This window comes from Streptomyces sp. NBC_00328 (genome assembly GCF_036139655.1).
Classification (GTDB): Bacteria; Actinomycetota; Actinomycetes; order Streptomycetales; family Streptomycetaceae; genus Streptomyces.
In genome coordinates this window covers 8,761,373-8,775,600 of the sequence record NZ_CP108013.1, presented here as the reverse complement: position 1 = coordinate 8,775,600, position 14,228 = coordinate 8,761,373, and the positions used below count along the sequence as shown (strand labels likewise).

Annotated in this window: 13 protein-coding genes; 9 read left to right on the top strand and 4 right to left on the bottom strand. The window is 70.5% G+C overall.

Annotation, left to right across the window (positions count from 1 at the left end; genetic code table 11):
• Positions 1-187: 187 nt before the first annotated feature.
• From OG485_RS38445 to OG485_RS38430, 4 genes are all read left to right on the top strand, one after another.
• Positions 188-2,476 carry an ATP-binding protein gene (locus tag OG485_RS38445; RefSeq protein ID WP_328673235.1) on the top strand — a complete coding sequence of 763 codons (2,289 nt, stop codon included), beginning with the start codon at positions 188-190 and terminating at the stop codon, positions 2,474-2,476.
• 196 nt (positions 2,477-2,672) lie between these two features.
• The gene (locus tag OG485_RS38440; protein ID WP_328673234.1) at positions 2,673-3,155 is read left to right on the top strand and encodes a hypothetical protein; all 483 of its coding nucleotides are present in this window, start codon (positions 2,673-2,675) and stop codon (positions 3,153-3,155) included.
• Positions 3,156-3,209: 54 nt separating this feature from the next.
• Positions 3,210-4,457, top strand: a complete 1,248-nt coding sequence (locus tag OG485_RS38435; protein ID WP_443048854.1) for a serine hydrolase domain-containing protein — start codon at positions 3,210-3,212, stop codon at positions 4,455-4,457.
• A 61-nt stretch (positions 4,458-4,518) separates the two neighbouring features.
• The gene (locus OG485_RS38430; protein WP_328673233.1) at positions 4,519-4,923 is read left to right on the top strand and encodes a hypothetical protein; all 405 of its coding nucleotides are present in this window, start codon (positions 4,519-4,521) and stop codon (positions 4,921-4,923) included.
• 326 nt (positions 4,924-5,249) lie between these two features.
• Here the strand turns inward: OG485_RS38430 and OG485_RS38425 are convergent, their stop codons facing one another.
• Both OG485_RS38425 and OG485_RS38420 read right to left on the bottom strand, forming a co-directional pair.
• Positions 5,250-5,831: a dihydrofolate reductase family protein gene (locus tag OG485_RS38425; RefSeq protein WP_328673232.1), complete on the bottom strand. Its 582-nt coding sequence runs from the start codon at positions 5,829-5,831 to the stop codon at positions 5,250-5,252.
• A gap of 65 nt (positions 5,832-5,896) precedes the next feature.
• The gene (locus OG485_RS38420) at positions 5,897-6,097 is read right to left on the bottom strand and encodes a hypothetical protein (protein ID WP_328673231.1); all 201 of its coding nucleotides are present in this window, start codon (positions 6,095-6,097) and stop codon (positions 5,897-5,899) included.
• Between the two features lie 467 nt (positions 6,098-6,564).
• Between OG485_RS38420 and OG485_RS38415 the strand changes: the two genes are divergently transcribed.
• Together OG485_RS38415 and OG485_RS38410 are read left to right on the top strand one after the other, a co-directional pair.
• A complete protein-coding gene (locus tag OG485_RS38415) occupies positions 6,565-8,730 on the top strand; it encodes an RICIN domain-containing protein (RefSeq protein WP_328674809.1) in 2,166 nt (721 codons plus the stop codon).
• 36 nt (positions 8,731-8,766) lie between these two features.
• The gene (locus tag OG485_RS38410) at positions 8,767-10,059 is read left to right on the top strand and encodes a ThuA domain-containing protein (RefSeq protein WP_328673230.1); all 1,293 of its coding nucleotides are present in this window, start codon (positions 8,767-8,769) and stop codon (positions 10,057-10,059) included.
• Positions 10,060-10,147: 88 nt separating this feature from the next.
• On the opposite strand, the gene OG485_RS38405 is transcribed toward OG485_RS38410, so the two are convergent.
• Together OG485_RS38405 and OG485_RS38400 are read right to left on the bottom strand one after the other, a co-directional pair.
• Positions 10,148-10,984, bottom strand: a complete 837-nt coding sequence (locus OG485_RS38405; RefSeq protein WP_328673229.1) for a DUF1206 domain-containing protein — start codon at positions 10,982-10,984, stop codon at positions 10,148-10,150.
• Complete coding sequence (locus tag OG485_RS38400; RefSeq protein ID WP_328673228.1) at positions 10,981-11,379, bottom strand: hypothetical protein; 399 nt, start codon at positions 11,377-11,379, stop codon at positions 10,981-10,983. Before OG485_RS38400 ends, OG485_RS38405 begins: the two co-directional genes overlap by 4 nt.
• A gap of 191 nt (positions 11,380-11,570) precedes the next feature.
• On the opposite strand from OG485_RS38400, the gene OG485_RS38395 reads away from it, so the two are divergent.
• The 3 genes from OG485_RS38395 to OG485_RS38385 all read left to right on the top strand — a co-directional run bounded on the left by OG485_RS38395 (position 11,571) and on the right by OG485_RS38385 (position 14,202).
• Positions 11,571-12,497: a MurR/RpiR family transcriptional regulator gene (locus tag OG485_RS38395; RefSeq protein WP_328673227.1), complete on the top strand. Its 927-nt coding sequence runs from the start codon at positions 11,571-11,573 to the stop codon at positions 12,495-12,497.
• Positions 12,498-12,871: 374 nt separating this feature from the next.
• Complete coding sequence (locus OG485_RS38390; RefSeq protein WP_443048853.1) at positions 12,872-13,255, top strand: hypothetical protein; 384 nt, start codon at positions 12,872-12,874, stop codon at positions 13,253-13,255.
• Positions 13,256-13,305: 50 nt separating this feature from the next.
• Positions 13,306-14,202 (top strand): MBL fold metallo-hydrolase, encoded by an 897-nt coding sequence (locus OG485_RS38385; RefSeq protein ID WP_328673226.1) that lies wholly within the window; start codon positions 13,306-13,308, stop codon positions 14,200-14,202.
• The last annotated feature ends 26 nt before the right edge of the window (positions 14,203-14,228 follow it).

The window sequence follows — 14,228 nt, the reverse complement described above, 5'->3', positions numbered from 1 at the left end:
GGCCGAGGGCTCACGTGCCAGGCGCGCCGACACCGCTCCGCCGCGGGTCAGTTGAGCTCTCACAGTAAGGGACCCAAGTTTCCCGACCTGAGAGTGCGAGTTCGATTCTCGTCACCCCTCCAGTCGACTTCGCCCCCTCTAAGATCAACGCGTGAAGCTCACGTGATGTTGGAGGGGGCTGGCAAGCGTGCGTGAGGAGTTGGCCGGGCAGTTGCGGCAGTTACGCGATCTGACCGGGCTGAGTCTGCGGGGGTTGGCCCGTGATGTGCGCGGGAGCAGTTCCTCGCTGTCGCGATATTTCTCCGGGCAGGCCGTTCCGCCTTGGCCGACGGTGGTCGCACTGTGCAAGGCGGCCGGGCGCGACCCGAGGCCGCTGCGTGAGGTGTGGGAGCGGGCCAGGGGCGAGGCACAGCCGAGCGTCACCACCGCACTTGCGCCTGTGCGCAACGATCTGCCGCACGACATCACCGCGTTCACCGGGCGCGGGGAGGAGCTGGCCGCGCTCCTCGGCGCCGCGCGGACCACGACGATGGCGGCGATCGACGGTATGGGCGGGGTGGGCAAGACCGCGCTGGCCGTGCACGGCGCGCATCTGCTGTCCGCCGAATTCCCTGGTGGTCAGCTCTATTTGGACCTGCACGGGTTCACTCCGGGCCGGGAGCCGGTCGAGCCCGCGGAGGCGTTGCGGGTGCTGCTCGCCGCGCTCGGGGTGCCACCCGGCAGGATTCCCGACGGGGTCACCGAACGGGCCGCGCTGTGGCGGTCGGAGCTGGCGGCGCGGCGCGCGATCGTACTGCTGGACAACGCCGCCGACGCCGATCATGTGCGTGAACTGCTGCCCGGCGCCGGGCAGAGCTTCGCTGTGATCACCAGCCGTCGGCGGATGGTGGGGCTGGACGGCGTCCAGCCGATATCGCTGGACGTCTTACCGACCCAGGAGGCGGCGGAGCTGTTCATCGAGTCGGCGGGCGGGGCCCGCCCCGGTGATGTCGGCGAGGTGCTGCGCCGCTGCGGGAACCTGCCGCTGGCCATCAGGGTGGCCGCCGCGCGGCTGCTGCACCGGCCCGCGTGGACCCTCGACACCTTGGTGGAGCGGCTGCGCGAGGGCGAGTTGGCGGTGTCGGACGTGTTCGCGATGTCGCTGCGGCAGCTCGACTCCGCCCAGCGGCGGATGTTCGGGCTGCTGGGGCTCGTACCGGGTGAGGACATCGACGCGTACGGCGCGGCGGCCCTGGCCGGGATCCCGCTGGCCAACGCCCGTTCCCTGCTGGAGGAGCTGGTCGACGTCCATCTGCTGCAGGAGCCGACGGTGGGCCGCTACCGGATGCACGACCTGCTGCGGCAGGCAGCCCGCGCCGAGGACGCCGCGGCGGACCCCGGACCGGCGATCGCCCGGCTGGCCGACTACTACCTGAGCGGCCTGCTGGCCGCGACGGAGGTGATCGAGCTGGTCGTCGTTCCCGTACCGGTCATCGTGTCGCAGCGCCCTCCCGCGCTTCCCGACTTCTCTCATGACAAAGCCCTCGACTGGCTGGACACCGAGTGGGCCGGCATCACCGCGACGCTCTCGCTCGCCGTGGAACTGCGCGTCGACGGACCCGCTGTCGGGCTCGCCCAGTACGCCTTCGTGATCTCCCTCGGACGGCGCGGTGGCATGCCACAGCTGTGCCGTGGGCTGGAGGTCAGCAAACCCGCCGCCGAAGCGCTCGGCGGGCGCCGGACACTCGCCTCCCACCGGTACCTGCTGGGCGCCGCGCTGCTGCGGGTGGGCCGGCTGGAGGAGGCGGTGCCGGAGCTGGCGGCGGCCCGCACGCTGATGGCGGCGGAGGGCGACATCGTCGGCGAGGCCCTGGCCGTCGAGCAGCTGGCGGAGGTCCGGCTGTACGCCGCCGACGCCCGCGGCGCACTCGAACTCCTGCGAGAAGCAGCCGGGCTGGTACCTCCCGGCGAGGGCGCCGTCCGGGTGTACATCGGTGTACGGCTCGGGCGGGCCCTGGTGCTGCTGGGCGAGCACGACAAGGCCCGCGAGGTCGTCGCGGACCTGCTGGAAACCGCGCGCGGGCTGGACCGGCAGAAGGTGCGCATGTGCCTGGACGTGCTCGGCCGGGCGGCGCTCGGTCTGGGCGACGCCCGCACCGCGCTCGACCTGGCGGAGCAGGCCGTCGCGATCAGCCGGGAGACCCGCCACCCGGTCCTGGAGGCCATCAGCCGGACGGACGAGGCCGTGGCCCTGCGCCACCTCGGTGACAGCGAGGAGGCGACGGCCGTGCACGCCGAGGCCATGGTGCTGCTCGAAGAGGCCGGTGAGTCGCATCGGATGGTGCGCAGCCTCCTGCCGTACGCGCAGGCCTGCCTGGCCACGGGCGACCGGGAAGCCGCGGCGCGGCACTTCCGGCAGGCGCTGGAGATCGCCACCGCGCACGGCGTCACCTACCTGGTGCCGACGGCGCGTTCGGGGCTGGCGCGGGTGTCCTGAGGCCGGTCCCGAGAGGTGCCTGCCCTGAGCCCGTCCCAGCGGTGCCCCGGGTGTCCCGTCCCGTCCCGGGACACCCGGAAGGCAGTCGTACGGTGGGGTGACAGCGCAGGTCAACAGGGTGCCGGTGGGGTGCCCACCGTGCCGGACCGCGGTACGTGCCGTCCCGGACGAGCCGCCCGCGCCCAAGCTTCCCGCCATGCACACCACGCCTTCCCTGCTCGCCGAGCTGGACGCGCTGCCCGCCCGGTGGGAGGTACGAGGGGCGCTCGCCGCGCCCGTCGGCGCGGTCGCCGCGCTCCTGCTCTCCGTCGCCGAGGGGCGGGTCGGCGACGACAACCTGCTGGTGCTGGCCAGGGCTTCGGCAGCTCGGCAGGGGGCGATGACCGTCGTGGCCGGCTCCGGCGCCGACGGTTACCGCGTCGAGTACGCCGGGCCGGTGGAGCCGGTGGAGATCCAGGTGGACCGGGCCCGGTCCAGGCTGGCGGTGCAGAGCTGGTACGCCGGTGTGCACACCGTCACCGCCTGCCCCGAAGGCGCCCGGGTGACCCATCGCGTCCACCGGGTGCTCCCCGACCATCAGGGGTTCGCGCCCGGGATCGCCGAGCTCGGCCTGTACACACGCATGTCACGCGATCTGAAGCAGGTCCTGGACGTGATCGCCGACCGGCTCGGCCGCTGACGCATCGCACCCCCTCCACACCCCTCCACTCAATCGACAAGGGAGTACACAGCCATGGCCATGTCCATCGGCCACACCGACCAGCACCACGGCTTCTCCAAGGCGGGACTGCAAAGAGTGCGCGACGTGCTGGCCCGGCATGTCGACTCGGGCAGGATCCCGGGAGTGGTCGCCCTGTTCAGCAGGGGGGACGAGACGCATGTGGAGACCCTCGGGACGATGCGGCACGACGGCGGCGCGCCGATGCGCCGGGACACGATCTTCCGGATGGCGTCGACGTCCAAGCCGGTCTCGATCGCGGCGGCGATGGTCCTGCTCGACGAGTGCCGGCTGCGCCTGGACGACACGGTGGAGGAGTGGCTGCCGGAGCTGGCCGACCGCCAGGTGCTCAGGACGATCGGCAGCCCGGTGGACGACACCGTGCCGGCGCGTCGGCCGATCACCGTACGGGACGTGCTGACCTCCACGTTCGGGCTCGGGATGGATATGACGGTGATCGGTACGCCGATCATGAACGCGGTCTTCGAGCAGGGGATCACGCCCAATGGACCGGTGCCGATGCCCGAGCCGGACGAGTGGATGCGCCGCCTCGGCTCGCTTCCGCTGATGTACCAGCCGGGAGAGCGCTGGCAGTACCAGATCAGCAGCGACCTGGTCGGCGTTCTGGTCTCCCGGGTCACGGGCCGGTCGTTCGAGTCGTTCCTTCGTGAGCGGATCTTCGAGCCGCTGGGCATGAAGGACACCGGGTTCCACGTCCCCGCGGACCAGATCCACCGGCTGCCTCCGCTGTACGCCCCCGACCCGCAGACCGGCGAGTTCCAGGTGTGGGACGAGGCCGCCACGGGACGCCACAGCGCGCCCCCCGCGTTCCAGGGGGGTGGCGGCGGGCTGAACTCCACCGCCGACGACTACCACGCCTACTTCCGGATGCTCCTCGGCCAGGGCGTGCACGGCAGCGAGCGGATCCTGTCCCGGCCCGCCGTCCGGCTGATGACCACCAACCGCCTCACCCCTGAACAGCAGTCCGCGCGGCAGGAGTTGGCCCTCGACAACGTCCACATCTCCTTCGGCCAGGGCCAGCACGGCGGCTGGGGCCTCGGAATGGCCGTGCGGACCTACCAGGGTGACTACGCGCCCGTCGGCCAGTTCGGCTGGGACGGCGGAAGCGGTACGTCGACGTACGCCGACCCTGTCAACGGGATCACGGGCATCCTGCTCACCCAGGTCGGCGCGACCGTCCCGGACGGAATCCGGATCATGCTCGACTTCTGGACCAGGCTCTACCAGGCGATCGACGACTGACGAAGCCGAACCGGCTCCCTCTCCCTCATCGCTTCAGCCCTTCGCCCCGAGGAGACCCACCATGTCCGTCACCCTGACCGGGCAGGACGAGACCACCCTGCGGACCGCCGCCTACGGCTCCGTCACGCTGCTTGCCGCCGCCGGTGCCGTCGACAAGCCTCACAAGATCGCCAAGAACGGCTCCATGGCCCTGGCCTCGGCTACCGGCCTCGTCGGCCACGTGCTCGCCGTGTACCCGGAGGGCAAGGACCTGGCGGGCCGGTCCGCGGCCGAGATCGCCGATCGTGTGCTGCCGGCCCTGACCGCGGCCATGGGCCTGCTGAGCAAGCAGGACCCCGCCGAGGCAGACAACTTCCGCCGCACCGTCCTCGTCGCGGTCGAAGCCGCCCAGGCCCACCAGGGCAAGCCCAGCCCCGTCATGGTCGAGATGACCCGCAAGATCACCGAGGCCCTCGACGCGGGCTGACCGGCCGTCCGCCCGCGCGGGGCGGCCAGAACGGCATGGGCGTGCGACGTGAACGCACGCCCATGCCACCTGGCGCGCCCTTGCAGCCGGCAAAGGCCGATCGCAGGCTTCCGTTCCGGGCAGCGGAGTGAGTCGGCTCCGCTGCCGACCATCGCGCGCACGACCTGTCCGGCCGTTCCAGAACGCCGTGCTCACAGCGGGCTCGTACGGGCGGACAACAGCGGTCGACAAAGGTACGACCCTGCCTGTACTGCTGCCCGGCGGGTCGGCATCCCCGCAGGTCGGAAGTGAAGCGTCCGCCCAAGCGCAGTCGCTTCCCCAGCTGGTCAACGGCGCACCCGATAGCGCAGGTGAAGCACCCGGTTGCCCTGAATCACCACGTCAGGATCCTCCAACAGGTGCTGCGCGTGGACCGACCCGAAGTAGCGCTTGCCGGACCCGAACACGACGGGTACGACGTCCATGCGCACCTCGTCGATCAGGCCCGCGGCAAGCACCTGGCCACCGACGTCGCCGGCGGCGACCTCGACGATGCGGTCACCCGCAAGCTCCTGCGCCTTGGCCATGGCCGCCTCGACGCCGTCGACGAAGTGAAACGGCGCCCCGGGGTCCCAGCCCTCGGGCTCCGGCCGGTGCGTCACGACGACAACGTGGTCGATCCCGCCCGGAGGCTTCCCGTCCCAGCCGTCCGTCAGGTCGAAGACGTGGCGGCCGACGATCGTGACTCCGATCCGGTCCCAGTACGGCCGGGTGTAGTCGTAGGACGTCTGCGACACCTTCAGCGCGCCGCTCTCGTCCAGCGGGACGTCACCGCGGGACAACCAGTCGAACAGCGGTCCGGGCAGGTCATTCTCGTCCGCGACGAAGCCGTCCACCGACACCGAGCTGTACATGACCACCTTGCCCACGGGGCTCTCCTCTGCTTCGGGGTGCCCCAAATTAGCGTGTCGTGAGCTGTCGCTCCGGTAGGAAATCAATCGGCCGGCAGCGGCCGGCCGTCCAGCGCGTGGCCGGGATGTTCGCGCAGGAACCGTCGCCGGACTTCGACGTACCGGGCCGGCGTGAGCCCGGTGAACGCACGGAACTCGTGGCCGAAGCGGGCCCGGTCGAAGTCGCCTGCGCCACCGGCGAGGTCGCACCAGCCGATCGGTCCGGCGGGGTTGATCGCGAACACGGTGGCGACTGAGCGGTAGGTGCGGGCCGGCCGTCAAGAGCACTGGAAGGGCCGCCGAATGCACCGGCTGTGCGGACAGCCGGGCGGCGTCCGTCAACAGCTCTGCCGGTAGCGCCATGTGACGAGCCTTCAAGAAGTGAATCGCCTCACGAAGCGGCGACCTCGCCACATCTCGCCGGTGAACAGGACTGTCACAGAGCCGAGTTCAGGGGCTCTCCGGTCGCCGTCTCTTCAACTCCAGTTGAGGACTGGCCATTTGAGAGAGTTCTTTGCTTCATATCTTGACGTCTTTGGTGCAGACCTTTAGGTTCACCGATCACCACAACTCCATGAATGCATTCAATGTTCACGGACATGAACCCCCCACCAGTTCAGGAGTGTCCAGCATGTCCAGATTCCCCCTGCCCCGGTCCCGAAGAAGATCCGGGCGCCGTCGAACGGCCAGGCTGCTCACGGTGACCGCGCTCATGGCGACGACCGTGTCGGGCCTGACGGCCACCGCGCAGAGCGCCGCCGCCCGGAACGACGCACTCGCGCAGGCGGCCGCGGTGCCGACGGGCTGGGCCACCGTCGTCAACGCGGGCAGCGGCAAGTGTGTCGACGCCCGCGCCGCCGGAACGGCCGACGGCACGGCCGTCCAGCAGTACGCCTGCAACAGCAGCCAGGCCCAGCAGTGGCAGTTCGCCGCCACGTCGGGCGGGTACTCCCAGGTCGACAACCGGGCCGACAGCACCAAGGCCTGGGACGTCACCGACGTCTCGACCGCGGACGGCGCGCCCGTCCAGCTGTGGGCGTACGGCGGCGGCACCAACCAGCAGTGGCAGGCCGTGGCGGAGGCCGGCGGCGCCTACCACTTCGTGAACCGGGGCAGCGGCAAGTGCCTCGACGTTCCGAGCGCCTCCACCGCCGACAGCGTGCAGCTCCAGCAGTACACCTGCAACGGAACGGCGGCCCAGTCCTTCCATGTCAACGCGGTGGACACGCAACAGCCTCCGGGGACACCGAACCTGGGCCCGAACGTCACCGTCTTCGACCCGTCGACCCCGGCCGCGACCATCCAGAGCAGCCTCGACGCGGCCTTCTCCCAGCAGGAGACCAACCAGTTCGGCACCGCCCGGAAGGCCTTCCTCTTCAAGCCCGGCACCTACAGTGCCAACGCGAACGTCGGCTTCTACACCCAGGTCGCGGGTCTGGGCCTCTCCCCCGACGACGTCGACATCCGGGGCTCGGTGCACGCCGAGGCGGACTGGTTCCAGGGCAACGCGACCCAGAACTTCTGGCGTTCGGCGGAGAACCTCTCCGTGACTCCCCCGTCCGGCACGGACCGCTGGGCGGTGTCGCAGGCGGCGCCCTACCGGCGCATGCATCTGCGCGGCAACCTGGCGCTGGACGACGGCGGCTGGTCCAGCGGCGGCTACATGGCCGACACGAAGATCGACGGCCAGGTCAACTCCGGTTCGCAGCAGCAGTGGCTGTCGCGCAACACCGAATGGTCGAACTGGACCGGCTCCAACTGGAACATGGTGTTCGTCGGCGCGAAGAACGCCCCCGCGAACAGTTTCCCGAACCCTCCGTACACGACGGTGGGCCAGACACCGGTCTCCCGCGAGAAGCCCTTCCTGTACGTCGACGCGGCGGGCGCCTGGAAGGTGTTCGTCCCGTCCGTACGCACCAACTCCACCGGCACGACGTGGAGTTCGGGCACTCCCGCGGGCTCGTCCCTGCCGCTGTCCGACTTCTTCGTGGTGAAGCCGGGCGCGACGGCGGCCCAGCTGAACGACGCGCTGGCCCAGGGCAAGAACCTGCTGGTGACGCCGGGCGTCTACCACCTCGACCAGACGCTCAGGGTCACCAGGGCCGACACCGTGATTCTGGGCCTCGGTCTGGCCACCCTCGTCCCCGACAACGGCATCACCGCCATGACGGTCGCCGACGTGAACGGCGTCCGGCTCGCCGGGCTGCTGATCGACGCGGGCACGACCAACTCCGCGCAACTGCTGGAGATGGGACCGAGCGGCTCCTCCGCGGACCACAGCGCGGACCCGAGCTCCCTGCACGACGTGTTCTTCCGCGTCGGCGGCGCGGGCGTCGGCAAGGCCACCACCAGCCTGACCGTCAACAGCGACGACGTCATCGGCGACCACCTGTGGCTGTGGCGCGCGGACCACGGCAGCGGGGTCGGCTGGACCAGCAACACGGCCGACACAGGGCTGGTCGTGAACGGCGACGACGTGACCATGTACGGCCTGTTCGTCGAGCACTACCAGAAGTACCAGACCGTCTGGAACGGCAACGGCGGCCGCACGTACTTCTACCAGAACGAGATGCCCTACGACCCGCCCAGCCAGGCGGCGTGGATGAACGGATCGACGCAGGGCTACGCCGCCTACAAGGTCGCGCCCTCCGTGACCAGCCATGAGGTGTACGGCTTCGGCAGCTACTGCTACTTCAACGTCAACCCCGCCGTCGCCGCGGAGCACGCCATCGAGGCGCCCGTCAACGCCAACGTGCGTTTCAAGGACATGGTGACCGTCTCCCTCGGCGGTACCGGCACCATCCGGCACGTCGTCAACGACCGGGGCGGTCCTTCCAACTCCGCCACCAACGTCGCCGACCTCGTCAGCTACCCGTGACCACCACCCCTGACACGTACGGGAAAGGAGAACCGGATGCGCATCAGCCAGTCCCCACCGGCGCGCGGTGTCCTGCGGGTCCTCGTCCTGCTGGCGACCCTGCTCGGCCTCGCCGCGCCGCCGGCCGCGCACGCGAGCGCCACGGCGGCCCCGTTCAAGGTGCTCGCCCTCTACAACGGCACCTGGGACGCGGCCCACATCAGTTTCGTCCACGAGGCCAACGACTGGTTCCCGAAGCAGGCCGCGGCGAACGGCTTCACCTACACGGCCAGCAACAACTGGGACCTGCTCGGCAACGGGGGCGTGAACGCGTACCAAGTCGTCCTGTTCCTCGACGACCTGCCGCAGACCGCGGCCCAACGCGCCGGTTTCGAGCAGTACATGCGCGCCGGCGGCGGCTGGATGGGCTTCCACGTCTCCGCCTTCACCACCGACGCGCAGAGCTGGTCCTGGTACCACAACCAGTTCCTGGGCAGCGGGAACTTCAAGTCCAACACCTGGGGGCCGACGACCGCCGTCCTGAAGACCGAGGACCGGACGCATCCCTCCACCGTGAACCTGCCGGCCACGTTCACCTCGTCGGTCAGCGAGTGGTACAGCTGGTCGAACGACCTGAGGCAGAACCCGGACATCCGCGTCCTCGCCTCGGTCGACCCGAGCAGCTTCCCGCTGGGCACGGACCCGAACCAGACCTGGTACAGCGGCTATTACCCGGTTCTGTGGACCAACACGAAGTACCGGATGCTGTACGCGAACTTCGGTCACAACGCGATGGACTACGCGACGAACACCACTCTGTCGTCGACGTTCGCCAGTACGGCCCAGAACCGGTTCCTGCTGGACGGGCTCAAGTGGCTCGGCGGGGCGGACACGCCGGTGCCACCGACGGACCCGATCTCGGAGACCGCCTGGTACTCCCTGGCCGGTTCGGGCAACGGCGCCTGTGTGGACGCCCGTTCGGCCGCCACGGCGAACGGGACCGCGGTCCAGCAGTACACCTGCAACGGCACACAGGCGCAGCAGTTCCAGTTCCGTTCGACGGACAGCGGCTACACGCGGATCGCGCTGCGGCTGAATCCTCAGCAGGTCGTCGATGTCACCGACCGCTCGACGGCCGACAACGCGCCGCTGCAACTGTGGAGTTGGTCGAACGGCCAGAACCAGCAGTGGCAGCCGGTGAAGGAGGGCAGCGGGCGCTATCACTTCATCGCCCGTCACAGCGGCAAGTGCCTGAGCGCGGCGGCATCCGCCGCGAACAGCGTGCAGCTCACCCAGCGCGGCTGTGACGGATCGGCCGCCCAGAGCTTCGCGCTCACCGCGCAGCCCTGACCGGTCCGCATCGGGGTGCCTCCGTCGCGCGGCGGCGGAGGCACCCTCGCGGTGCGACCGGACACGCGACCCGGCCCCGTCCGGTGCCTCACACCCTGCGCCACCGTGCCATCGCGAACGAGAACAGCCCGAACAGGACGAGGCCGGCGGCGACGCAGGCCAGCAGCCACGGTCCCATCGGCGTTCCGGCGAAGGACCGCAGCGTGCCGTCCATCCCCTTGGCCTGGTCGGGCCGGTACTCCACGGCGGCCCGGACCGCGAAGGCACCCGCCGCCGCGAACACCACACCGCGCGCGGCCCCGCCGCCGACTCCCGTCGTGTCGACGGCCCCGCGGACCCGCCGCGACATCTCACCGAGCTTGAGGTGCTTGTGGTACTTGCGCATCACGGCCCGTACGGCGATCCAGACGCCCGCGACGACCAGACCCGCCCCGGCGGCACCGACGATCCACTGGCCACCGGGTATGCCCAGCGCCTTGGCCGTGACGTCCTGGGACTGCCGGTCGCCCGAACCGCTGCCGCGCGAGCCGGCCGCGAAGGCCAGCACGGAGTACGCGACGAATCCGTAGAACACGCACCGCCCGGCCGACATCAGGCGCTTGCCCGCCTTGCCGCCGTCCTGTCCGGCGGCGCCGAACAACGCCTCGGACAGCCGCCACAGCGCCATGCCCACGAGCCCGGCGCCGAGAGCCCACAGCAGGGCCGCGCCGAACGGTTTCGCGGCGATCTCCTGAAGGGCGCCGCTCCGGTCCGCCTGCCGCCCGCCGCTGTCGCCGAAGGCGATACGCAGGGCCAGCAGGCCGACCAGGACGTAGATCACCCCACGGGCGACCAGCCCCGCCCGGGCCGCGCCCTCACGCGCTGAGCCGGTCGCCGCACGGCGGGCGCCGATCTCTCCGTCGCGGGCCACCGACCCGGCGTTCACGCGGACCGCGTCTCGTGCGCCGTACTCGAATCCAGCCGCAGCCTCATCTGAACCTCCTGGTCACCGGCCTCCGTGCCCAGCTCGTGCACGGAGAAGGCGGCACCGAGGACCTCCCGCAGACGCTGTGTCGCCTGGGGGCCGCCCTGTGCCTCCACGATCGGCTGCCCCGAAAGTTCCACGACAGGCCCCGCCCTGCCGCTGGGATCACCGGCGGTGTCGAACAGCACGGTCCACACCGTCGGCCTGCCGCTCTCGGACTCGTGGGGCTGGTCCGCCCCTTCCCGGTCCGCGGCGAAGCGGCCGCACAGGACACCGAGCACGCTTTTGGCGTCGGCCGCGGAACAGTCCCCGAGCATCACGTGAACCGTTGACGCGGGCAGTTGTTGCACGCTCATGAAAACCCTCTCCCTCGCGTCGGCGAACAGGCACGCGCGCCCGCGAACGAGCACGTCGTGACAGGTGTGCGAGTACCCCGTGATCCGGCGCGAAACGAGGAACGCACGCATTGGTTGCGTCCATACCGGCCCAGGTCAGAAAGGTCCGTGAGCTATGTTGAGTTCTCGTGGGACATGAAGGAGGCGCATCGGTGCCATCGCCGCAGCAGGCACGCGCCCAGGCATCCGCGATCACCTCGGGAAAGACGGCACCCGAGGCGGGCGTGGCGCCCACGTCCCAGCTCAGGGAGCTCTTCGACGGACCCCGGCTCTCCCCCGGCCAGCGGCGCATCGCCCAGTACCTGATCGAGCACCTCACCGAGGCCGCGTTCCTGTCGATCACCGACCTCGCCGAGCGGGCGGGGGTGAGCCAGCCCTCCGTGACCCGTTTCGCGGCGGCCGTGGGCTTCAGCGGTTACCCCGCCCTGCGCGAGAACCTCCAGGCCCTCGCGCTCAGCACCCTGGGCAGCAGCACACCGGGAACCCCCGCCGAGGTCACGAGCAACGAGCTCCAGGCCGCGGTGGACGCCGAGATCGAGAACCTGGAGAACCTGCGGCGGGACTTCACCGATCCCGACCAGATCATCCGCATCGGCCGGGCCCTGTCGGAGTCGGCGCCGCTGACCGTCCTCGGGCTGCGGATCTCCGGCTCGCTGGCCGAGTACTTCGCCTACGCGGCCCGCCGCATCCACCCGGACGTGCGGGTGGTGACCCGCGGCGGCTCGGTCGCCTACGACGCGCTGCTCCAGTCGCGAGAGGCGGGCGGCACGTGGGTCCTGGCCTTCGGGATGCCCCGGCACGCCCAGGAGACGCTCACGGCCATGCGGGTCGCGCGCAGCGCGGGCCTGCGGGTGGCCCTGGTCACCGACCTCGGGCTGGGCCCGCTGGCCGACGAGGCCGACGTGACCTTCGCCACCGGGACCGGTTCCCGGCTCGTCTTCGACTCCTACGCGGCGCCCGTGGTGCTGTCGGCGGCCTTGCTCCAGGCCATGACCGACGCCGATCCCGAGCGCACCCAGGCGCGCCTGGAGGAGTACGAGCAGGTCGCCGAGCAGCACCAGTTCTTCCTGCGGGACTGACCCCCCGGCCTGGGCCCGCCTCGGCCCCGGCATCGGCGGAGGAAGTCCCCGCTGTCACGAGGAGGGGCTCCGGCCCCACGCGGCGGCCTCTCCCGTACCCGCTCTCACCACGGCATCACGGGATCATTCACAACAAAGCACGCATGAATGTTTTCATGTCCTTGCGCTTCTGGCGGCATATATAAATACTTCTTTCGGATCGTGCCCCGGAGGATTCCAGGTCACGACCCATGAACACCGGGGGCCGTCCGCTCCTACCCGCATCGGGTCCCGGGTGTTCGAGCGGGTCTCGCCTGCGAGACCCGTGGTGGCGGCCCCGGTCCCCCTATGCCGGGGCCGCCCCCAGAGTCCCCCGCCGACGTAATCCGGAAGCGATGAACATGGCCCTGACGTACTCACCGATCACCTCGGACTGGCCGTGCCAGGTCAAGACCCCCGGCAGCTTCGACTGGGAGCGATCGGCGGTGAAATGGCTGCGCGAGCTGGTGCCGAGCCGCTACGCGAGCTACCCCGTCCTGCACAAGCACCCCGTCCTGCTCGCCCGCCACGCGCACCTTCAGGTGCAGCAGGAGATACGGGTCGCCCGTACGGCGCTGCAGACCGCCCGCTCCGAGCTGCCCGGCCTGGGCGTCCAGGAGAGTGTGATCGAGCACTCCATCAAGATGTACGCTGCCGAGGTGATGCAGCTCCAGCACATCGCCCGGAGCATCCGTGCGGTGTCCCAGGCGCTCATCGACCACGCCCACCCGCGAAACTGAGGTCCCGGGCCCTGCCGTGGCCCGGCAGGACCGAGTCCGAGGGAGACAGCGTGGACAGTGCCGGGCAGCAGACCGACGGAACTCCCGGAGGCGACGATTCCGCGGCGGCCGCACCGCTCGACGTGCGGTGGATCCACGGCTCGCCCTCGGCCAAGCACAACACGGACCCCGACATCCAGGTCCACGCCTACGACGCGCACACGGTGATCCTTCGCCAGAACATGGCGATCGACTACGAAGCGCCCTTCATGTTCCTGCTGTTCGGGACCGCGCGAGCCGTCCTGATCGACACGGGCGCCACGGCCTCGGCCGACCACTTCCCGCTGCGCCGGGTCGTCGACGAGCTGATGGACTCCTGGCTGGCCGCGCACCCCCGTGACGACTACGGGCTGCTGGTGCTGCACACCCATCCGCACGGCGACCACATCGCCGGGGACGGCCAGTTCACCGGCCGTCCCGGCACCGAGGTCGTGGACGCGGCCCTGGACAGCGCCTGGGACTTCTTCGGGTTCCACGACGATCCCGACGCCGTCGCGCGGGTCGACCTCGGCGGCCGGGTGCTGGAATGCCTGGCCACACCCGGGCACCACGAGGCCGCGGTGACGTTCTTCGACCCCTGGACCGGGGTCCTGCTCACGGGCGACACGGTCTATCCCGGACGCCTGTACGTCGAGGACTGGCCGGCCTTCACCCGCACCGTCGACCGGCTCATCGACTTCTGCGGGCGCCGCCCCGTCACCCACGTACTCGGCTGCCACATCGAGATGACCCGGGAACCGGGACGGGACTACCCCGTGCGCACCACCTACCAGCCCGACGAGCCACCGCTCCAGATGACCACGGATCAGCTCATGGACGTCCGACGGGCCGTCGAGTCCGTCGGCTCACGTCCCGGCCGGCATGTGTTCGACGACTTCGTCATCTGCCGCCGCGACACCCGGCGGTGAGAGAACGCGTGCCCGGACGGCGCTGC